The following is a 20164-nucleotide window of genomic DNA, read 5'->3' as shown; positions in this document are numbered from 1 at the left end:
AAAGAACCCGGAGCACATCAATGAGCACTCCCCAACAGCCCGCCACCCCGCCGCAAACGGCGAACAACGGCAAACGCAAGCGCATGATGACGCTGCTCGTCATCGTGATCCTGATTGCCGCGGTCGCGTACGGCCTGTACTACTTCCTCGTCGCGCGCTTTCATGAAGACACCGACGACGCTTACGTGAGCGGCAACGTCGTGCAGATCACGCCGCAGGTCACGGGCACCGTGATCGCGGTGAACGCCGACGACACACAGGTCGTCAAGGCCGGCGACCCGCTCGTCGTGCTCGATCCGGCCGACGCGCGCGTCGCGCTCGAACAGGCCGAGGCCAATCTCGCGCAGGTGGTGCGCCAGGTGCGCGGCCTGTTCGCCGACGACAGCCAGTACGAAGCGCAGGTCGCGGCGCGCCAGGCCGATCTGTCGCGCGCCGAGGACGACCTCAAGCGCCGTCTGGCCGTCGCGCAAACCGGCGCGGTGTCGCAGGAAGAAATCTCGCATGCCCGCGATTCCGTGAAAACCGCCCAGGCCGCGCTCGACGCCGCCAAACAGCAACTGGCGGCAAACCACGCGCTGACCGCGAACACCACGATCACCGATCACCCGAACGTGCAGGCCGCCGCCGCGAAGGTTCGCGACGCGTATCTGAACAACGCGCGCAACACGCTGCCGGCGCCGGTCACGGGCTACGTCGCGAAGCGCTCGGTGCAGGTCGGCCAGCGCGTCTCGCCGGGCACGCCGCTGATGGCGATCGTGCCGCTGCACGACGTGTGGGTCGACGCGAACTTCAAGGAAGTGCAGCTCAAGCATATGCGCATCGGCCAGCCGGTCGAACTGACGGCCGACGTGTACGGTTCGTCGGTGCCGTATCACGGCAAGGTGGTCGGCTTCTCGGCCGGCACGGGTTCGGCGTTCTCGCTGCTGCCGGCGCAGAATGCGACCGGCAACTGGATCAAGGTCGTGCAGCGTCTGCCGGTGCGTATCGCGCTCGATCCGCAGGAACTCGAAAAGCACCCGCTGCGCATCGGTCTGTCGATGCAGGCTGACGTCGACATCAAGGACGAGACCGGCGGCCAGCTCGGCCAGGCACCGACCACGGCCTACCAGACCAATGTCTTCGACAAGTACGGCGACGAAGCCGATGCGGTCATCGCACGCATCATCGCGGAAAACGCGGGGCCGAATGCGAACGGCGGTGCGCAGAAGTCGACGGTGCAAAACGGCGGCGCGGCCGCCCAGCCGACGGCGAAGAAGGGCTAAGGAACAGCTAAAACTCCGCGCGACGATTCATAGAAGGCTTTTTCAATGGCTCAGGCTCAGGCGCAAGTCCCTCACCCGCCGCTCGAGGGCGCGCAACTGGTGATCGGCACCATCGCGGTGTCGCTCGCCGTGTTCATGAACGTGCTCGACACGTCGATCGCGAACGTGTCGATCCCGTCGATTTCCGGCGACCTCGGCGTATCGTCGGACCAGGGCACGTGGGTCATCACGTCGTTCGCGGTCGCCAACGCGATCTCGGTGCCGCTGACTGGCTGGCTCACCGACCGCATCGGCCAGGTGCGCCTCTTCATGGCGTCGATCGTGCTGTTCGTGATCTCGTCATGGATGTGCGGACTCTCGCCGAACCTGCCGTTCCTGCTCGCCTCGCGCGTCTTGCAAGGCGCGGTGGCCGGTCCGATGATTCCGCTGTCGCAAACGCTGCTGCTCGCGAGCTATCCGCGCGCGAAGGCGCCGATGGCGTTGTCGATGTGGGCCATGACCACACTGATTGCGCCGGTCGCCGGCCCGATTCTCGGCGGCTGGATTTCCGACAATATCTCGTGGCCGTGGATCTTCTACGTCAACATTCCGGTCGGCGCGATCGCGGCCGTCGCGACATGGATGATCTTCCGCAACCGCGATTCGGTCATCAAGAAGGCGCCGATCGACGGCGTCGGCCTCGGCCTGCTGATCGTCTGGGTCGGCTCGCTGCAGGTCATGCTCGACAAGGGCAAGGACCTCGACTGGTTCTCGTCGACGACGATCGTCGTGCTCGCGCTCGTTGCCGTGATCGCGCTCGCGTTCTTCATCGTATGGGAGTTGACGGCCGAGCATCCGGTGGTCGACCTGTCGCTCTTCAGCCGGCGTAATTTCACGGGCGGCACGGTCGCGCTGTCGATCGGCTACGGGCTCTACTTCGGCAATCTCGTGCTACTGCCGCTGTGGCTGCAAACCGATCTCGGCTACACCGCAACCGAGGCCGGACTCGTGATGGCGCCGGTCGGGCTGTTCGCGATCCTGCTCTCGCCGATCACCGGCAAGGTTCTGCCGCGCACCGATCCGCGCTATATCGCGACGCTGTCGTTCCTGATATTCGCGCTGTGCTTCTGGATGCGCTCGCGTTATACGACCGGCGTCGATACGTGGTCGCTGACACTGCCGACGCTGATTCAAGGCATCGGCATGGCCGGCTTCTTCATCCCGCTCGTGTCGATCACGCTGTCGGGTCTGCCGGGTCATCGCATTCCGGCGGCATCGGGTCTGTCGAACTTCGTGCGGATCATGTGCGGCGGCATCGGCACCTCGATCTTCCAGACCGCGTGGGATCACCGCACGATCACGCATCACGCGCGGCTGACCGCGCAGGCGAACGTGTACAACCCGGTGTTCGATCAGTCGATGCAGCAGATGGGTAGCGCGGGCTTCAGCCAGGCGCAGACCTACGGCCTCTTCAACAACATGGTCTCGCAGCAGGCCGCGCAACTCGGCGTGAACGATCTGTTCTTCACTTCAGCCGGCATTTTCGTCGCACTGATCGCGCTGATCTGGATCACACGGCCGGAGCGGGCGGGCGGCGATGCCGGCGCGGCAGCGGCCGCGGCGCACTGAGGTTTCGTAACGGTTCGGCAACGTAAGCAGGACGGCATGAAGTCGCTGCGCTTCCGGATCAGACATCACGCGTTACGCGAGCCTAGCTCCCGGTCGTCACCACCAGGCGTTCGGGCGCCAGCACGCCTTCGCCCTGTTTCGCGACGCCGAGGAGCCGCCCCTGTGCCGCGTACACCCTCACGCGCGGCGCGTTCGCGGCGTCGGCGCCAATCGTCAACGACGACAGCTTCAGGCGCTGGCCGTGCAGAAAGCGACGCGTGTCGTCTTCGTTCAGGTGGACCTCGGGAAACGTCGACAGCAACGCATCGACCGGTTGCAGCCATCCGTCTCGCTCGGCTTGCGTCGCGTCGGACAAGGCATCGAGCGTAACCGCGTGTTCGAGCGTCAGCGCGCCGGCGCCCGTGCGCCGCAGCGCAACCAGATGCGCGCCACAACCGAGCGCTTCGCCGATATCCTCGGCCAGCGTGCGCACATAGGTGCCCTTGCTGCACGTCACGCGAAACGTCACGTCGGGCAGCGCGCACGCGATCAGTTCGAGCGCATGGATCATCACCTGACGCCCTTCGCGCGCGACCGTCTGCCCGGCCCGCGCGTATTCGTAGAGCGGCTTGCCGTCGCGTTTGAGCGCCGAATACATCGGCGGCACCTGAACGATATCGCCAATAAAGCGAGCCAAGGCCACCCGCACTGCCGCTTCGTCGCAGGTCACGGCGCGCGTGTCGAGCGCTTCGCCTTCAGCGTCGCCGGTGGTCGTGCGAATGCCGAGGCGCATCGTGGCCTCGTAGGTTTTGTCGGCTTCGAGCAGGTCTTGCGAAAACTTGGTGGCCTCGCCGAAACACAGCGGCAGCAGACCGGTCGCGAGCGGGTCGAGCGTGCCGGTATGGCCCGCCTTTTTCGCCAGATAGAGACGCTTCGCGCGAATCAGGGCGTCGTTGCTCGACAGCCCGATCGGCTTGTCGAGCAGCAGCACGCCGTCGAGCGCGCGACGCGGCACGCGGGGGCGTTGAGGTGCAGTCATGTCAGTGAGGCAAAGACTTCGAGGAATACGAAACGGCGCCGGGCGCTACGGCGAACACCGCGGCACGGGACACGCTCAGTCGTCTTTCGCGCGCGTGGCGTTCGCCTCGTCGATCAGACGCGACATCTCGACGGCGCGCTCGATCGTTTTGTCGTAATGGAAATGCAGCGTCGGCACCGTATGGATATGCAGGCGCTTGAACAGCATGTTGTGCAGATGGCCCGCCGCATGACTGAGCGCTTCGAGCGTCTGCTGCGGGTCACCGGTCAGCGTCGTGAAGTAGACCTTCGCGTGCGCATAGTCCGGCGTCAGCTCGACGCTCTGAATCGTGACGATGCCGATGCGCGGGTCCTTGACCTCGCGCAGCAGCTCCGACAGGTCGCGCTGGATCTGGTCGGCGATCTGCACGTTGCGATTGGGAGAAGAACGTTTTTTAGGCATGGTGTTGATGATCCGCGTTGACGGATACAAAAAATGGTTCGCGCGGTCGCGCAACGGCGGCCTCAAAAACAACGGGCGGAGCGGGCGTTAAAGCCCGCTCCGCCCGTTGTGCCGTGTCGCGTGAATTACAGCGTACGCGCGACTTCGGTGACCTCGAACACTTCGAACTGATCGCCTTCGACGATATCGTTGAAGTTCTTGATCGACATACCGCACTCGAAGCCCTGACGGACTTCCTTGACGTCGTCCTTGAAGCGCTTGAGCGAATCGAGCTCGCCCGTGAAGATGACGACGTTGTTGCGCAGCACACGCACCGACGACGAGCGCTTGACGAAACCGTCCGTGACCATACAGCCGGCCACCGCGCCGACCTTTGGCACCTTGAAGACCTGGCGCACTTCGACCGTGCCCGTCACGACTTCGCGCTTCTCCGGCGCCAGCATGCCCGACATGGCCGCCTTCACCTCATCCACTGCGTCGTAGATGATGTTGTAGTAGCGGATGTCGACGCCGTTGGATTCCGCGAGCTTGCGAGCCTGCGCATCCGCACGGGTGTTGAAGCCGATGATGACCGCCTTCGACGCCGTTGCGAGGTTGACGTCCGACTCGCTGATGCCGCCGACCGCGCCGTGCACGATCTGCACGCGCACTTCGTCGGTGGAGAGCTTCTGCAGCGACTGGACCAGCGCTTCCTGCGAGCCCTGCACGTCGGCCTTGACGATGAGCGGCATGTACTGCACTTCGCCTTCGCCCATCTGCTCGAGCATGTTTTCGAGCTTCGCGGCCTGCTGCTTCGCGAGCTTGACGTCGCGGAACTTGCCCTGACGGAACAGCGCGACTTCACGCGCCTTGCGATCGTCCGGCATGACGATGACTTCTTCCCCGGCCTGCGGCACTTCCGACAGACCCTGGATTTCGACCGGGATCGACGGGCCTGCGGACTTGGTCGGCTTGCCGGTTTCGTCGAGCATGGCACGCACGCGGCCGTAGGCACTGCCCGCGAGCACGACGTCGCCACGGTTCAGCGTACCCGACTGCACGAGGATCGTGGCCACCGGGCCCTTACCCTTGTCGAGCTTCGCTTCGATGACGAGACCCTTGGCCGGTGCTTCGACCGGTGCCTTCAGTTCCAGCACTTCGGCCTGCAGCAGCACGTTTTCGAGCAGATCGTCGATGCCCGCGCCGGTTTTCGCCGACACCGGCACGAACGGCGAATCGCCGCCGTATTCTTCCGGCACGACACCTTCCGCGACGAGCTCCTGCTTCACGCGCTCGAGGTTCGCATCCGGCTTGTCGATCTTGTTGATCGCGACGACGAGCGGCACGCCGCCGGCCTTCGCGTGGGAAATCGCTTCCTTCGTCTGCGGCATCACGCCGTCGTCGGCGGCCACGACCAGAATCACGATGTCGGTGGCCTTCGCACCGCGTGCACGCATTGCCGTAAAAGCTTCGTGACCTGGCGTGTCGAGGAACGTGATGACGCCGCGCGGCGTTTCGACGTGGTAAGCGCCGATGTGCTGCGTAATGCCGCCCGCTTCGCCCGCCGCCACCTTCGCGCGGCGGATGTAGTCGAGCAGCGAGGTCTTGCCGTGGTCGACGTGACCCATCACGGTGACGACCGGCGGACGCGGCAGCGCTTCGGCATCGCTCACTTCGCCTTCGACCAGCATCGCTTCCGGATCGTCCAGCTTCGCCGCGACCGCGTGGTGGCCCAGTTCCTCGACGATGATCATCGCCGTTTCCTGGTCCAGCATCTGGTTGATCGTGACCATCTGGCCGAGCTTCATCATCACCTTGATGACTTCCGACGCCTTCACCGCCATCTTGTGCGCGAGATCGGCAACGGTGATGGTTTCCGGCACGTGCACTTCACGCACGATCGGCTCGGTCGGCGCCTGGAACGTGGTGGACTGTTCCTGATGCTTGCCGCGGCCCTTCGGACCGCCGCGCCAGCCGCGATCGACGCCACCGCTCGAATCGCCGCGCGTCTTGATGCCGCGGCGCTTCGCTGCGTCGTCCTGCCAGCTGCCGCTCTTGCCGCCGCCGGGTTTTTTCTTGTCGCCGGCGGACGGAGCGCTCGTGGTCGAGGCCGGCGCCGCGGCTGCCGGCTTTTTCGCAGCCGGACGGGCCGGCGCTTCGCCTGCCGGACGGGCCGGCTTGTGCAGCGTGCCCTTCGCTTCGGCGGCCTTGGCCGGCTCGACGGGCTTCGGTGCCGGTTCCGGCGCCTTCACCTGCGCCTTGCGCGGCGTGTTCATCATTTCGCGAATCGCGCGCGCTTCGGCTTCCGCCGCCGCGCGGCGCTTGGCGATTTCTTCCTGCTCGGCACGCGCTTTCTCGGCGGCCTGACGCGCGGCGTCTTCCGCTTTTTTCGCGGCTTCGCGTTGCGCAGCACGTTCCGCCGCCGCGCGTTCGTCGTCCTGCTCGCTGCCCTTCGCGGCAACCGGCTCCGCAGCCTGTGCCGCCTGCTGGGCCTTCTCGCGAGCCGCCGCTTCGGCCACAGCCGCCGCGCGCTTCTTCGCCTCTTCTTCCGCGCGCTGACGCTCGGCTTCTGCAGCCTGCTCGCGCGCCTGGCGCTCGGCCTCTTCGCGTTCGAGCTGTTCCTGGCGAGCTTTCAGTTCCTGCGCCTGCTTTTCGAGCAGTTCGGCCTCGTGACGCGCTTCCTCTTCACGACGCTGAAGTTCGAGATCTTCGGCATCCGAACTCTCGGCCACATGATTCGATGCATCCCCGCCTTCCGCGACGGTCTCGTCGCGGCGGACGAACGTGCGCTTCTTGCGCACCTCGACCTGAATGGTGCGAGCTTTGCCCGTCGCATCGGACTGCTTGATCTCCGACGTATGCCGGCGCGTCAGCGTGATCTTGCGCTTGTCGGCATCGTTCGAGCCATGCGACTTGCGCAAGTGATCGAGCAGACGCGCCTTGTCCGCCTCGGACAGGTTGTCGTCTTCGCTCGCCTTCTGGACGCCCGCTGCCTGCAGCTGCTCGAGCAGCACGCCAGCAGGCATTTTCAGTTCCGCGGCAAATTGGGCTACGTTGTTACTCGCCATTCATTCCTCTTAATGCAAGGACCGATTCCTTGCGGTTAGCATCGGGTCATGCGGCCTCGCGGCCGCGTTCAATTCAGTGCGCCATGGTCATTTCTCACTGGAACCAGTGTTCACGTGCTTTCATGATCAACGCCTTAGCGGCATCCTCTTCCATTCCGGTCATCTCGACCAGTTCATCCACGGCCAGCTCGGCGAGTTCGTCGCGCGTCTGAACCTGATGTTCGGCCAGCTTCGCGAGCAGGTCGGCGTCCATGCCGTCCAGGCTCTTCAGGTCGAGCGCTACATTTTCGACCTTTTCTTCGTTCGCGATCGCCTGCGTCAGCAATGCGTCGCGCGAGCGGTTACGGAGTTCGTGAACGGTGTCTTCGTCGAATGCCTCGATTTCGAGCATTTCGTTGAGCGGCACGTAGGCGATCTCTTCGAGGCTCGTGAAGCCTTCGTCGATCAGGATGTCGGCGACTTCCTCGTCGACATCGAGACGCGCCATGAACAGGTCGCGCAGAACGCCGCGCTCCTGATTCTGCTTCTGCGCAGATTCGTCCGGCGTCATGATGTTGATCTGCCAGCCGGTGAGTTCGCTGGCAAGACGCACGTTCTGGCCGCTGCGGCCGATCGCGACCGCGAGTTCGTTCTCGTCGACGACGACGTCCATCGAATGTTTTTCTTCATCGACGACGATCGACTGCACGGCTGCCGGCGCGAGAGCGCCGATCACGAACTGGGCGGGGTCTTCCGACCATAGCACGATGTCGACGTTTTCGCCACCGAGCTCATTACGGACGGCCTGCACGCGCGAGCCGCGAATGCCGACACAGGTGCCGATCGGATCGATGCGCTTGTCATAGGCGACCACGCCGATCTTCGCGCGCACGCCCGGATCGCGAGCGGCGGCCTTGATCTCGAGCAAACCCTGCTCGATTTCCGGCACTTCCATCTCGAACAGCTTCATCAGGAATTCGGGCGCCGTGCGCGACAGCTCGATCTGCGGACCACGCGCGGTGCGGTCGACCTTGGCGATATAGGCGCGCACGCGGTCGCCCACGCGCAGGTTTTCCTTCGGAATCAGCTGGTCGCGGCGCAGCAACGCTTCGACACGGCCCGATTCGACGATGAAGTTGCCCTTGTCGAGGCGCTTCACCGAGCCGGTCATGATGTGCTCACCGCGCTCGAGGAAGTCGTTCAGGATCTGCTCGCGTTCGGCGTCGCGCACCTTCTGCAGGATCACCTGCTTGGCGGCCTGCGCGCCGATACGGCCGAATTCGATCGACGGCACCGGTTCTTCGATGAACTCGTCGAGCTGGATATTGGGCTGCTGCTCGCGAGCCTCGAACAGCAGGATTTCCTGATCCGGCTCCTGCAGCCCGGCTTCGTCCGGCACCACCTTCCAGCGGCGAAACGTTTCGTGCTCGCCGCTTTCACGGTCGATATGGACGCGAATATCCGCATCTTCTTCGAAGAGTTTCTTGGAGGCCGAAGCGAGAGCCGCTTCGAGCGCGGCAAATACCACGTCCTTATCGACATTCTTCTCGCGTGCCAGCGCATCCACCAGCATCAACACTTCGCGACTCATTGTTTGCGGCTCCTAAAGTCAACTTTCGGAACAAGGCGCGCCTTGTCCATGTCCGCGAGCGTGAAATCGAGCATCGCGGCGCCTTCTTTTCCTTCAAATTCCAGACCGATCGTCTCGCCTTGCGGAGCATGCAGAATGCCCCGGTACGATTTCCGTCCGTCCAATGGCTTTTTCAGTGTGATTACCGCCTCGCTGCCCGCGAAGCGCTCAAAATCCGCCAGTTTTTTCAGCGGGCGGTCGAGACCCGGCGACGACACTTCAAGCCGCTCATAATCGATATTTTCGACCGTCAGAACGTGCTGGAGCTGACGCGTGACCTTCTCGCAGTCTTCGATCACGATGCCGGCCGGCTGGTCGATATAGATACACAACATGCCGCGCCCGGTGCGCTCGAGATCGACGAGCTCGTAGCCGAGTCCCACGACCGTGGTTTCAATCAGTTCCGTCAGTTGCACAGTGCCCTCTTAGATGTTCGCGCAGCGAGCCTCGCGCCTCTTCAGCAAACAACCAATGCGGGCCGCGCGCCAAGCCGGCGCACGTTCGTGCGAACCCGAGATGCCGAACCACGCTGAAGTAAGCGGCAAAAAAAAATGGGCTGAACGCCCATCATCTTGTTGCCGGTGGTCGCACCTGAGCCGCACATGAAAAACCGTACGCCCAGCGACTCCGCGATTGTAGCCATTTTTCGGCCCAAACGCAATCCGCCGAACGCTGCACGGCGCGCATTTCCGCTTGATTTAATAGGAATCTTTGGGAAAAGCGGCGGCAAGATCGGGCTTTTACGGAACGGCCCGTATTGCCTCAAACAGCACCCGGACGAATCTCGCCGTTGAGTTTGGGCGACTCGTCCCGCATTGATTCGCGCCGCGGTTTCGCGCGCATTCCCAAATCCGAAAGACCTGCTGAGCGCGGCCAATGGCGAGCCGGAAAAACCGCTAAAAACGAGTCACGGCTCGCTGTCGTGCGCAAACGGCGTCGCTTGCCGAAGGGATCGATCAAGCGCCCGACGCTGTCGATGGCAGCATGACCGCCATCCGCTGATTACCTGGGGACAGCCGCCTTGCCTCGTTCAAGCAGGCGGCCGCCCCAACCACCACGAGAAACTCCGCTTAGCGGCCGCGCGAACGGCCGCGTGCCGTACCGCCACCGTTGCCACGATTTGCGCCGCCCGCCCCTGTGTTGCCGCCGCCGCGATTGGCGTTACCGCCACGATTGCCGCCCGGCGCGCGATTGCCCGTGTTACCGGGAGCGGCACGCTTGCCGCCCGGGCGCGCGCGATTGCCGTTGGGCGACGGCGCACGATTGCCGTCGACATCGCGGCCGCGCTGACCGCCGGCACCGCGGTTGCCGTAGCCGGTACCGGCACCGCCGCCCATACCCGTACCGAAGCCGCCGCCCGCCGCACCCCGGCGGCCCTGACCGCGCGGCTGCTGCTCGAAGCGGCTATGCGACATCAGCACCGGCTCGCGGTTGATGAAGCCCATCGACGTCTGCATCGGGTCCGGCTGCCGGCGCTCCGGCGCCGCATTGCGGCCACCGCGCTCCTCGCTCGGCGCCTTCAGGCCGACCGACGCCATCAGCGCGCGCACCTGGTTGTCGTCGAGTTCCTCCCAGCGGCCGCGTTTCAGCCCCTTCGGCAGCGAGATCGGGCCGTGGCGCGTGCGGATCAGCCGGCTGACCATCAGCCCGGCTGCCTCGAACATACGGCGCACCTCGCGGTTACGCCCTTCGGCAAGCGCGACGTGATACCAGTGATTGGTGCCTTCGCCGCCGCCATCGCGGATGCGCAGGAAATTCGCCGGACCGTCCTCGAGCTCGACGCCGTGCAGCAGCTTCTGGCGCATGCCTTCCGCGAGTTCGCCGACCACCCGCACCGCGTACTCGCGCTCGACGCTGTAGCGCGGATGCATGAAGCGGTTCGCGAGATCGCCCGAGGTGGTCAGCATCAGCAGACCTTCGGTGTTGAAGTCGAGACGGCCGACGGCGACCCACTTGGCGGTCTTCATCGGCGGGAGTTTGTCGAACACCGACGGACGGCCTTCCGGGTCCGCGTGGCTGACGATTTCGCCGGTCGGTTTGTGGTACAGCAGCACGCGCGGCGGCTTGCTCGCCAGCTTGCGCTTGACCGGCTTGCCGTTGATGCGAACCTGGTCGGTCGGCATGATGCGCTGGCCGATGTGCGCTGGTTCGCCGTTCACCGACACGCGGCCGGCGATGATCAGCTCTTCCATGTCGCGGCGCGAGCCCATGCCCGCTTCGGCGAGCACCTTGTGCAGCTTCGGCGCATCGTCGTCCGGCGACAGCACGCGCTTCGGACCAGCCGCCTTGCCTCGGCGCAGCATCGGCGCGCGCACGCCGCCGGTCGTGCTGTTGTCGGCGTCGAACGCCGGCGACATCACGTACGAGAACAGATCGTCTTGAGCGGAATCCGCAGCCACGTTTGCGTCGGCGCCGCGACGGTTCTGGCGCTGCCCCTCGCGTTGACCCTCACGCGGCTGACGCTCGCGCTGGCCTTGCTGACCCTCGCGTTGCCCCTCTCGTTTCGCGCCGCCCGCATTGCGCCGCGCGCCCTGCTTCGCGCCCGCGTCCTTGCGCGGCATGCGCACCTGCGTGACGACCTCGCCATCCGGCGGCGCCTCGGTAACGACCGGCGCGGCCTGCATGGACGCGTTTTCGGCAGCCTTCGTCTTCGCCCCGGCGCGGCGGCGCGCGATCAGGCTGCGCGGCCCGCGACGCAGACCGCGGCGCGGACGCTCTTCGCCGTCGGCTTCCGCGCTCTGTGCCGGGCGCTCGCCCTCGCCTGCCGGCGCTTGCGGGTTGCGCGCTTCGTCGGCCCGCGCCGACGGCACGGCGCGCTCGGATTCGGACGAATCGGTGTCGTGGGTATGTGTCAAAACAACCTCAAAATGTCAGGTCGCGCGCGCCCGTTGCGGGCGCGGCAAAAAAAGTTCGGTTACGTCAGGCGCTGCGCGACTCGGTTTCGTCGTCGGTCAGAAAGCCTGCGTCCTGTGCGGCCTCACGGCGATCCTCGGAATCGTCGTGCGCCGCCTCGATCGGGTTCGGCCCGGTCGCATGCTCCGTGTTGCGAGACATGCCCGAGTCGTGCGCGAGTGCTGCCGAATCGGTCTGGGAGACCGGATCGTGATGCTGTGCAGTCCCGGCGACGCCGCTCCGCGGTACTGCGTTTGCCGTTTCGGCGTGTTCTTGAGCGGCGTTTGTGGCGTCGCTTGCTGCGGGGTTGGTTGCGTCTGTCGCGTCGTTTGTAACTTCGTTCGTGACTTCGCGTATTGCTTCGTGCGCCGCGCCAGTCTCGCCGACGGCGCCGCCCGGCCCGGCCATATCCGGACGCTGTGGCGCTTCGAATGCCGGCCCGGTCTGTGCTGCCTGGCCGGCCGGTTCCGTTTGCGCCGACTTCTGCGCCGCTTCCGGTTCGCCCGTCACGTCAGTCGCCACGGCCATTTCAACGGGCGTTACCGACTCCGACGACGGCTCGTCGCCCTCGCTCTGCGCATCGCCCGCTCCCCGCGCGGCCTCAGCCTCGCCCTCGGCGAACTCGATGGCGTGCTGGCCCAGCAGATCCGCATTCAGTTGCGCCGACGGATCGGCAAGCGGCGGCAATTCGTCGAGCGCCGTGAGTCCGAGGTCGTCGAGAAACTGGCGCGTGGTCGCGTAGAGCGCCGGACGTCCCGGCACGTCGCGATGACCGATCACCTCGATCCAGCCGCGATCCTCCAGTTGCTTGACGACCTGCGTATTCACCGTCACACCGCGAATTTCTTCGATATCGCCCCGCGTGACCGGTTGCCGGTAGGCAATGATCGCGAGCGTTTCGAGTACCGCACGCGAATATTTCGGCGGTTTTTCCGGATGCAGACGATCCAGATACGAACGCATCGCGGGCTTGCTTTGAAACCGCCAGCCCGACGCCAGCCCGACCAGCTCCACACCGCGCCCGGACCAGTCCCGCTTGAGGTCTTCGAGCAACGTCCGAACGGTGTCTGCCGACACGCCGTCGGCAAAGAGCTTGCGCAAATCGCCGAGCTTTAACGGCTCCTGCGCGCAGATCAAGGCAGTCTCAAGGACGATCTTCGCCTCTTGGGTATTCATGCAGCTAGGTCAGACCCTGTGGTCAAAGAACCGGATCAAACAGACGATGTGGAACTGAAGACGCGCTCGCCCGATTCTGATCGGTCATATTGATGGGAGCACGCACCGGGGGGCGGCGAACAGACTTATCGAACCTGACCCAGCCGGACGGAGCAGCGATATTCCTGAAGGGAATCGCGTGACTGAGCGCCATATTACGCAAAAACGACCGGGGCGTAAAGCCGGAATCCCCCACGTACCGTCTCGTCGCGCGCCGACGGACACGCCCGGGCGCCAAACGGATGAACGGAAACAGAAAATCCGCCGAGGCCATTTTTTTGCCGTTCGCGAGGCGTAGGCCGCCGGCCGGGGGGCGGGTCTGCTGCCTACGCATTTCCGGCAGCGACCGAGGCAAAGTTCGCCGGAAGCCTCATCGATTTCCGCCCAGTTTCAGCCGCGCGCTATCCGAGCCTCAGCCCCCCATTCGGCCCGGGCTTCGGGCTCAGTCGCGAAATCCCGCTCGACGCCGGAATCCGCGCCGCCAAGCCTCCGCGCTCAGGCGCCCGCGGGGCGCGCCAGAAACTTTCTCAGCCGCTCGACGCCCGCATCCAGCCGCGCCGTATCGCACGCATAGCACCAGCGCACGAAGCCCTCGCCCTGCGGCCCGAACGCGCTACCCGGCGCAATACCGAGCCCCGCCTCGCGCACCATCGCCTTGCACAGTTCGAGGCTGTGCGCCGCGCCCGGCATCGAGAAGAACAGATACATCGCGCCCAACGGCGCCTTCACGTCGACACCCGGCACCGTCGATAACGCCTGCACCAGATGATCGCGCGACGCCTTCAGGTCGCGCACCAGCTCCTGCGTGAACCGCTCGCCCTGCTCGAGCGCGGCAATGCCCGCCTGCTGGACGAACGAGGGCGCGCACGACGTGTTGTACTCGACGAGCTTGGCCAGATCGTCCATCAACGCGGCCGGCGCGACGATCCAGCCGAGCCGCCAGCCCGTCATCAGCCATGCCTTCGAGAACGAATTCACGCAGATCACACGTTCGTCGCGCGTGGCCAGATCGAGAAACGACGGCGCGGTGCGCGCGCCGTCCGCGTAATAGAGCCGCTCGTAGACCTCGTCCGCGACGATCCAGATGCCATGACGACGGCAATGCTCGAGCACGCTGCGCTGATCGTCGCGGCTCATCACCCAGCCGGTCGGATTGTTCGGCGAGTTGATCATCAGCATCTTAGTGCCGGGCGTCAGCGCGGCCAGCAATTGGCCGACGTCGAGTTGCCAGCCGCGCCCGCCATAGCCGAGCGAAACGGTTTCGACATGCGCGCCGAGAATCTTCGGAATCTCGACCAGGTTGGGCCACAGCGGCGTCACCGCGACCACGCGATCGCCGGCGCCGACCACCAGTTGCGCGGCCAGCATCAGCGCGTTGACGCCGGCGCTCGTCACCGCGACGTGATCGGCCGACGTCGCACCGTGCAGCTCGCTCACATAGCGGGCCAGCGCCGCGCGCAACGGCGCGATGCCGAGGTTATGCGTGTAGAACGTGGCACCGGCGGCCAGCGCGGCACTGGCGGCGTCGCGGATAAACGCGGGCGTGACCCGGTCGGACTCGCCGAACCAGAACGGCAGCACGTTCTCGACACCGAAACCGGCATTGGCGACTTCGCGGATTTGCGACGGACGCAGCGCGCGCACGGCGTCGCGCGCATTCGGGGTGGAGGGCACGGGCAAGTCCAATTCGCTCATCGAGGCTTCCGGATGGATGAAAGATAGCGGCTCGGGGCGCACGCGCGACAGGCGTGCCCGGCCAAGGCGCTAGTTTAGCGCGCCGTGTGGCCGGGCAGCGGCGCGGTGGCTGCGGATTGCCCGCTAGGGCAACTCCTCGGCCCGTCCCGGCAACTGCCGGATCAGGTTCCACACGGCCTCGGCCGCCGGCGACAGCGATCGATCGCGCCGCCGCACGAGCTCCACCCGGCGCTCCGCGCGCGGCACGAGCGCTCGCGCGACCAGCGACGCGCCCGCCGGCAACGGCAACGCGAGCCACGGCAACACGCTGATGCCGACGCCCGCCTCGACGAGCCCGAAGACGGTCGCGGAATGCCCGAGCTCCTGCACGACGCTGGCGTTCACGCCCTGCTCCTGCATCACGGCGTCGATGATCGGCCGGCTGCCCGAGGCATAGTCGAGCATCACGAGCCGCTCGCCGTCGAGATCCCGCCACGCGACCTGGTTGCGCGCGGCGAGCCGATGATCGTTGCGCGAGACGACGCAGAACGAATCGGTCATCAGCGTTTCGCTGAGCAGATCGTCGTCGGTGAAAGGGCCGATGATCACGCCGAAATCGACCTCGCCCGACTTCACCTTGCGCATCACGTCGCTCTGCACGTCGTCGCGCAAGCCCAGCGTGACGTACGGAAACTGCTGCACGCACGACGCCACCACGCGCGGCATCAGCCGGCACGCGACGGTCGGGCTCGCCGCCACCACCACGCGGCCGCGCCGCTGCTCGCCGATTTCGCGGATTTCGCGCAAGGCGTCGTCGAGATCGGCGAGCAGCCGCGACACGCTCGACACGAGGTTGCCGCCGACGTCGGTCAGCTGCACCTCGCGCGTCGTACGGTCGATCAGTTTCAGGCCGATCTCGCTCTCGAGTTCGCGCACGCAGCGACTGACCGCCGACTGCGTCAGGCCGATTTCATCGCCCGCCCGGCTGAAGCTTTGCAAGCGGGCCACCTCGATGAAAACCCTGAGTTGCCGCAGCGTCACATTCATTTATCCACCTCATCAATAGCGCGATTTGATGCGCATTCTAAGGCCAAATGCAGGCGCATCGCGCCTTCGGCGGGATTCGCTGCAATGCGGCAAAAAAGGCGCAAACGCACGCTGGCCGGGCTTGACTGCACAAGATTGGTGATTGTCCCGATTTGCGAAATGGTTTTTTTGGATTCTTATACGGCCCTGGCTGGCGCCCGCACTGGCCCGCTGCCACGGGGTTTTCAGGCGATCTGAACCAGATTGGCACACTTCGTGCGTGAGGAGACGCACAGGGTCGGCGCCATGACTTCTGGCCGATTAGCGGATCGTGGCGAGCCGTCCCCTTTGGCACTCGCCCTGTCGAGTGCGGAAAGAGTGCGCGGCGCGGGGCAGCGCACCGGAGTTAGCTTCGCTGAGGTGAAACATGATGCTGTTCGACGATTTGAGAGACAACGAGTGGGCGCTGGTCGAAGCTTTGTTCTGCGCCGAACCGGCGCGTAGCGAACGGCGCGGCCGGCCGCGCGTGGAAGCGCGCGCGGTGGTCAATGCCGTGCTTTGGGTGCTGTCGACGGGTGAAGGCTGGTCCAAGTTGCCGGGCCGTTATCCGTCCCCGCCGACTTGCCGCCGGCGCTTCGACGAGTGGCAGGCCGATGGCACGCTCGCGGAAATAGTCAAGCTGCTTGGCACGAGCGGCCGTGAAATTTCGCTGCGCGGCCGGATCGGGGCAACCGCCGCGAAACCGCCGGCGCCGCCGAGCCGCGATCGTCTGCGCGGCGCGTTCTGGACCAATCCGGAATCGTGGCGCGCGCCGGCCAAGATGGCCTGACGCGACACTGCCGAAACTGCCTTAATTGCCTTGCCACCGGGCGCCTGCGGGCGCCCGGTTTTTATCCGGCCGCGATCCGCATCGTGGTTCGTACGCGAGCCCGCGGCAAGCCCGAGACTTGCCGCGGGCGCCCCGCTTCCCGCGCTCCCCTTCCTGTCTTCCTGTATCCGCTCGCGCTTACGCATAGGGAGCCTGCTTTTCCTTTCCGTCCACCGCCAGGCGCGCCTCGTCCCGCGCCGTCTCCGGCAGATACGCCGGGCCACGAACGGCTCCGGGTGAAACATCCATTTACTATTAATTACAGCGCGCTTTCGCGACCCGGCCTACCTTTGTAGCTATGCAAACAGGCCTTGATTCCAGGGGCTTGAGGGGGACCTCAGCATGAAACCAATGTCCGTGCTTGTGTGTGGCATTGTGATTTCAGCGATGGCCGCACCAGCAGTCGCTCAACAGCATCCGCAGGGATGGAACTGGCGGCCGGACCGGCCGGCCACGCTCGAAGCATGGCAGCACGGCGATGCGCGCAACCGCGACTTCACACCGCCCGTGCCGCGCGGCGACTTGCGCGGCGATATCGCCAGCAATGTGCGGGCGCGGCCCGATGCTCAACGCGACGATCAATCGCGACGTCGTTAGTCGTGCATGGATCGGCGTCCGGCCCGTGGGCGGCGGGGCCGATCGCATGAAGTCGTATCCCGATCGAATCATCGGGGAACCACCGGGCGCCGGGCGCAGTCTGATTCAACGCCATTAGCACAGCGTGGCAGTAGTAATTCCGGTACGCCCGTATCTTCGCGATACGGGCTTTTTTTCGCGCACGCGCAACGGCATCGCGCAAGCGCGCCGGAGGTTCGTCGAGGAATGGAAGCAGCGGATCACCACCTGCCGTGCGATGCGGCCGGTCAGCGGAAGAAACCGCCCGCCGAGGAAACGATGGACCTATGCGGACGTTACACGAGCAATGGCAAACAACCGGCGCACATTGCGCCTGAGGGAACGATGAACCTAATTCCGGGCTTCGAGCGTCGCGGCGGACTGCGGTTCGGCAGCGGCGAGCACATAGTCGTTCATGCGCTGCGCGGTCCACGTGAGCATCCGCTCGTCGTGCTCGAGCCTTGCGAATTCGGCTCTGCCCCGCTCGGTGAGCACGGCGATGTCGACGGGGGCATGAAACCCCGGCGCCGGCGCGACGGTGCGCTGTCGAACGGTATCCATCAGACCCAGCGCGCGAAGATACTGGAAAACACCAGGCCTTCTGGCCCAGGGAACCTGACGATATTGCGCTCGCCGCAGCGCTTCAAGTACAGCTTCGTTGGAATACGTTGTCATCTCACTTCTTTCTTAAAGTGCAGCCATGACACATCCATGCCAACACGTCACCGCGCCACTGGTCACGCGTGTGGCACCCGCCTCTCTGGCCCGCGGCTCGGCCTAGGCCGGCTCGCGGATTTCCGCCAGGTGCTGCCTGGTCTCGTTTTCGGAACCCCCGTCCGAACGGCATGTTAGCGTTCTGTCTACGAACCGACGATGCAACCGCCGCGGCGCGATGGCAAGTCCGTAGATTTGTCCCGAAAGATATACGTTACCGCATTTAAATTGATTCTATTCACTTTATTGACGCTTTTTTTTGCAGCAATCGTGTTATGGAAACGCGTGCGCCGCCCTCTGGCCGTTTGCGCGATCGTCCTGTTCTGGCTGCTCGCGGCCGGCTGGCTGACCGTGCCGCTGCTCGATCTCGCGCAGCCCGACCGGCATAGCGCGGCGCCCGCGGCGTTTGCGCCGCGCACCGCGATCATCCTGCTCGGCGGCGGCACGATCTACGACGACAACGACGTGCTCGTGCCACCGCGCGACGCGCTCAGGCGCATCGAGGTGAGTGCGCAGAACTACGCGGCCTGCAAGCAGACGGCGGCGACCTGCGCGGTGATCGTGAGCGGCGGCAACCCGCAGCGGCACAGCGCGACCGAAGCCGACACCTACCTGCCCTATCTGCTGCGCCGGCAGGTGCCGCGCGCGGACATCGTGCTCGAGAAAGACAGCCGCACGACATACGAAAACGCGCGCAACGTCTCGGCCATTGTGGGCCATTCACATTACGACACGTTGATACTGGTCACGTCGGCGTATCAGATGCCGCGCGCGCTGCTCGACTTTCATCACTTCGGGATCACGCCGCAGCCGCAGATTTCGAGCGCCCGGCATGTGCGGCTTGGGATGCTGCCGCATTACGACAATCTCGTGGCCGCCGAAATCGCGCTGCATGAGCTGATCGGGATTGCGCAATTTCACGTGTATCGGGCACTGGGCTGGTTCTGACGGCCTACGGCCCGACGCCGTGATGCCGCATGTCATCTAACAATGCGAAATACTCTCCCGGCTGCGCGCCAAACCGGCGCGGCATGCCCGATGCCGATTTGAAGCGGCTTGCAATCGATGGGAAAAACGACTAATTACAAGGTGTAACAAATGTTCATAGCGGTTACAAAGGTATCCGCTGGAGCGAAGATTGCTCGATAGAATGCATTGTCTTTCTCAATAGACATGCAATACTCGGGTCCACCACCACTCTACGGAGGTAACGATGAAGAAAGTGTCCCTGGCGATCCTGGTTTCCCTCTGTGCCGTAACGGGCGCGGCTTATGCGCAAGACAACGGCATCGTGACGAGCACCGATCCGGCCAAGGTGGCCGAGTTCGAGCAGCATGCGCAAGATCTGCAAAACCGCCAGCAAACAATGGGAGGCGCTCCCGCCATGCCGGCCAGGCATCACAAGATGGCACCGCATCACCACCACAAGAAGGCTCCCGACGCTTCGAGCTCCTGAGCGAGCCTGAAGTCCCGCTTCGCGGCCATGCCGTGAAGTGAAAAGCCGAAGCTGGCGCCGCCGGTTTCGGCTTTTTTGTTGTCCGCCCGGTGTCGACCATAGATTTCGGATACGGCGCGTAAAGCGCGTGAGGCGGGGCCTGTGTCGCCAGTGCGTGGCGGCATGGCGGTGGTGATCCGGCATGCTCGATACCTGTTCGATGCACGCACCCAAACGCTCTGCGGAAACAGGCTTGCGACATCCCTTCGAGCCCCGCCCGGGCGGGCCCGGTTCGCGCGCTTGCTGGCATCCGCCCGCCATCGCCCGTTCGCCGCGGCATGCCGTCGGGCCGCCGCTTTCGGTATGCTAAAGTCGCGCACCGGCCGGCACCCTGCCGGCATCCCTAACCCGTGCGCACCCCGGTGCGGAGGACAGCATGAGCAACATCCAGCTAGATATCGAATGGACGGAAGCAGCATCTCGCAAAATCGAAAAACTGATGCCGCGTGGCGGTCAGGAAGCGTACCTCGCGCTGCCGCCCGTCGAATGCCTGCCGATGGAAGGCGACGTGCTGTTTCTCGGCCCGGCTGGCAAGCAGCAGCCGTTCATCGTCGCGGAACGCCAGTATCACCATGACGGCGACGCGGACTGGACCATCATCCTGATCCTCGACGTACCGCAAGCAACGCATTGATGCCCGGCGGCAAACCGCGGCGCGACGGATCGGCCGCCTTACCGCC

17 protein-coding genes are annotated in these 20164 nt (G+C 64.9%); 7 read left to right on the top strand and 10 right to left on the bottom strand.

The genetic code is table 11. From position 1 onward, the window contains the following. The first annotated feature begins 20 nt into the window (after positions 1-20). Together G3N58_RS19820 and G3N58_RS19815 are read left to right on the top strand one after the other, a co-directional pair. On the top strand, positions 21-1262 hold the full coding sequence (locus tag G3N58_RS19820; RefSeq protein WP_167040175.1) for an EmrA/EmrK family multidrug efflux transporter periplasmic adaptor subunit: 1242 nt from the start codon (positions 21-23) through the stop codon (positions 1260-1262). A 45-nt stretch (positions 1263-1307) separates the two neighbouring features. Continuing rightward, a complete protein-coding gene (locus G3N58_RS19815) occupies positions 1308-2870 on the top strand; it encodes a DHA2 family efflux MFS transporter permease subunit (protein WP_205999995.1) in 1563 nt (520 codons plus the stop codon). A gap of 82 nt (positions 2871-2952) precedes the next feature. Here the strand turns inward: G3N58_RS19815 and truB are convergent, their stop codons facing one another. From truB to G3N58_RS19770, 9 genes are all read right to left on the bottom strand, one after another. Then, the gene (truB, locus tag G3N58_RS19810) at positions 2953-3888 is read right to left on the bottom strand and encodes a tRNA pseudouridine(55) synthase TruB (RefSeq protein ID WP_205999994.1); all 936 of its coding nucleotides are present in this window, start codon (positions 3886-3888) and stop codon (positions 2953-2955) included. Between the two features lie 75 nt (positions 3889-3963). Beyond that, entirely contained in the window at positions 3964-4329 is a 366-nt protein-coding gene (gene rbfA / locus G3N58_RS19805; RefSeq protein ID WP_167040181.1) for a 30S ribosome-binding factor RbfA, read from the bottom strand. 125 nt (positions 4330-4454) lie between these two features. Then, the gene (gene infB, locus G3N58_RS19800; RefSeq protein WP_167040183.1) at positions 4455-7376 is read right to left on the bottom strand and encodes a translation initiation factor IF-2; all 2922 of its coding nucleotides are present in this window, start codon (positions 7374-7376) and stop codon (positions 4455-4457) included. 94 nt (positions 7377-7470) lie between these two features. Beyond that, positions 7471-8946, bottom strand: a complete 1476-nt coding sequence (gene nusA, locus G3N58_RS19795) for a transcription termination factor NusA (RefSeq protein ID WP_167040185.1) — start codon at positions 8944-8946, stop codon at positions 7471-7473. Beyond that, the gene (gene rimP, locus G3N58_RS19790; protein ID WP_205999993.1) at positions 8943-9401 is read right to left on the bottom strand and encodes a ribosome maturation factor RimP; all 459 of its coding nucleotides are present in this window, start codon (positions 9399-9401) and stop codon (positions 8943-8945) included. The genes nusA and rimP overlap by 4 nt, the downstream gene beginning before the upstream one ends. A 654-nt stretch (positions 9402-10055) precedes the next feature. Beyond that, a complete protein-coding gene (rluB, locus tag G3N58_RS19785) occupies positions 10056-11840 on the bottom strand; it encodes a 23S rRNA pseudouridine(2605) synthase RluB (protein WP_205989903.1) in 1785 nt (594 codons plus the stop codon). Positions 11841-11904: 64 nt separating this feature from the next. After that, positions 11905-13053: an SMC-Scp complex subunit ScpB gene (gene scpB, locus G3N58_RS19780; protein WP_205999992.1), complete on the bottom strand. Its 1149-nt coding sequence runs from the start codon at positions 13051-13053 to the stop codon at positions 11905-11907. Positions 13054-13587: 534 nt separating this feature from the next. Next, a complete protein-coding gene (locus G3N58_RS19775; protein WP_205999991.1) occupies positions 13588-14787 on the bottom strand; it encodes a pyridoxal phosphate-dependent aminotransferase in 1200 nt (399 codons plus the stop codon). A 123-nt stretch (positions 14788-14910) separates the two neighbouring features. Beyond that, complete coding sequence (locus G3N58_RS19770) at positions 14911-15813, bottom strand: LysR family transcriptional regulator (protein ID WP_167040193.1); 903 nt, start codon at positions 15811-15813, stop codon at positions 14911-14913. Positions 15814-16219: 406 nt separating this feature from the next. Between G3N58_RS19770 and G3N58_RS19765 the strand changes: the two genes are divergently transcribed. Both G3N58_RS19765 and G3N58_RS19760 read left to right on the top strand, forming a co-directional pair. Continuing rightward, on the top strand, positions 16220-16621 hold the full coding sequence (locus G3N58_RS19765; protein ID WP_167284653.1) for a transposase: 402 nt from the start codon (positions 16220-16222) through the stop codon (positions 16619-16621). Positions 16622-17002: 381 nt separating this feature from the next. Further along, positions 17003-17257, top strand: coding sequence for a hypothetical protein (locus tag G3N58_RS19760; protein WP_167040197.1), 255 nt, complete (start codon positions 17003-17005; stop codon positions 17255-17257). A gap of 369 nt (positions 17258-17626) precedes the next feature. Here G3N58_RS19760 and G3N58_RS19755 read toward each other — a convergent pair whose 3' ends face one another. Continuing rightward, a complete protein-coding gene (locus G3N58_RS19755) occupies positions 17627-17950 on the bottom strand; it encodes a hypothetical protein (RefSeq protein ID WP_167040199.1) in 324 nt (107 codons plus the stop codon). 267 nt (positions 17951-18217) lie between these two features. Between G3N58_RS19755 and G3N58_RS19750 the strand changes: the two genes are divergently transcribed. The 3 genes from G3N58_RS19750 (at position 18218) to G3N58_RS19740 (ending at position 20118) form a co-directional block, all read left to right on the top strand. Then, a complete protein-coding gene (locus tag G3N58_RS19750) occupies positions 18218-18937 on the top strand; it encodes a YdcF family protein (protein ID WP_240158863.1) in 720 nt (239 codons plus the stop codon). A gap of 265 nt (positions 18938-19202) precedes the next feature. Further along, complete coding sequence (locus G3N58_RS19745) at positions 19203-19445, top strand: hypothetical protein (protein ID WP_167040203.1); 243 nt, start codon at positions 19203-19205, stop codon at positions 19443-19445. 415 nt (positions 19446-19860) lie between these two features. After that, complete coding sequence (locus G3N58_RS19740; protein WP_008923870.1) at positions 19861-20118, top strand: hypothetical protein; 258 nt, start codon at positions 19861-19863, stop codon at positions 20116-20118. Positions 20119-20164: the final 46 nt, after the last annotated feature.

Source organism: Paraburkholderia sp. Ac-20342, from assembly GCF_017104985.1.
Taxonomy (GTDB): domain Bacteria; phylum Pseudomonadota; class Gammaproteobacteria; order Burkholderiales; family Burkholderiaceae; genus Paraburkholderia.
The sequence above is the reverse complement of the archived record's forward strand: the minus strand, read 5'-3'. Positions and strand labels throughout refer to the sequence as shown.

Bases quoted from the DNA above. Each gene is read 5' to 3' on its own strand.
- G3N58_RS19765 (WP_167284653.1), top strand. From the start codon at position 16,220: ATGATGCTGTTCGACGATTTGAGAGACAACGAGTGGGCGCTGGTCGAA.
- G3N58_RS19745 (WP_167040203.1), top strand. From the start codon at position 19,203: ATGAAGAAAGTGTCCCTGGCGATCCTGGTTTCCCTCTGTGCCGTAACG.
- rbfA (WP_167040181.1), bottom strand. From the start codon at position 4,329: ATGCCTAAAAAACGTTCTTCTCCCAATCGCAACGTGCAGATCGCCGAC.
- nusA (WP_167040185.1), bottom strand. From the start codon at position 8,946: ATGAGTCGCGAAGTGTTGATGCTGGTGGATGCGCTGGCACGCGAGAAG.
- G3N58_RS19740 (WP_008923870.1), top strand. From the start codon at position 19,861: ATGAGCAACATCCAGCTAGATATCGAATGGACGGAAGCAGCATCTCGC.
- scpB (WP_205999992.1), bottom strand. From the start codon at position 13,053: ATGAATACCCAAGAGGCGAAGATCGTCCTTGAGACTGCCTTGATCTGC.
- G3N58_RS19820 (WP_167040175.1), top strand. From the start codon at position 21: ATGAGCACTCCCCAACAGCCCGCCACCCCGCCGCAAACGGCGAACAAC.
- G3N58_RS19760 (WP_167040197.1), top strand. From the start codon at position 17,003: ATGAAACCAATGTCCGTGCTTGTGTGTGGCATTGTGATTTCAGCGATG.
- truB (WP_205999994.1), bottom strand. From the start codon at position 3,888: ATGACTGCACCTCAACGCCCCCGCGTGCCGCGTCGCGCGCTCGACGGC.
- G3N58_RS19775 (WP_205999991.1), bottom strand. From the start codon at position 14,787: ATGAGCGAATTGGACTTGCCCGTGCCCTCCACCCCGAATGCGCGCGAC.
- infB (WP_167040183.1), bottom strand. From the start codon at position 7,376: ATGGCGAGTAACAACGTAGCCCAATTTGCCGCGGAACTGAAAATGCCT.
- G3N58_RS19755 (WP_167040199.1), bottom strand. From the start codon at position 17,950: ATGACAACGTATTCCAACGAAGCTGTACTTGAAGCGCTGCGGCGAGCG.
- G3N58_RS19770 (WP_167040193.1), bottom strand. From the start codon at position 15,813: ATGAATGTGACGCTGCGGCAACTCAGGGTTTTCATCGAGGTGGCCCGC.
- G3N58_RS19815 (WP_205999995.1), top strand. From the start codon at position 1,308: ATGGCTCAGGCTCAGGCGCAAGTCCCTCACCCGCCGCTCGAGGGCGCG.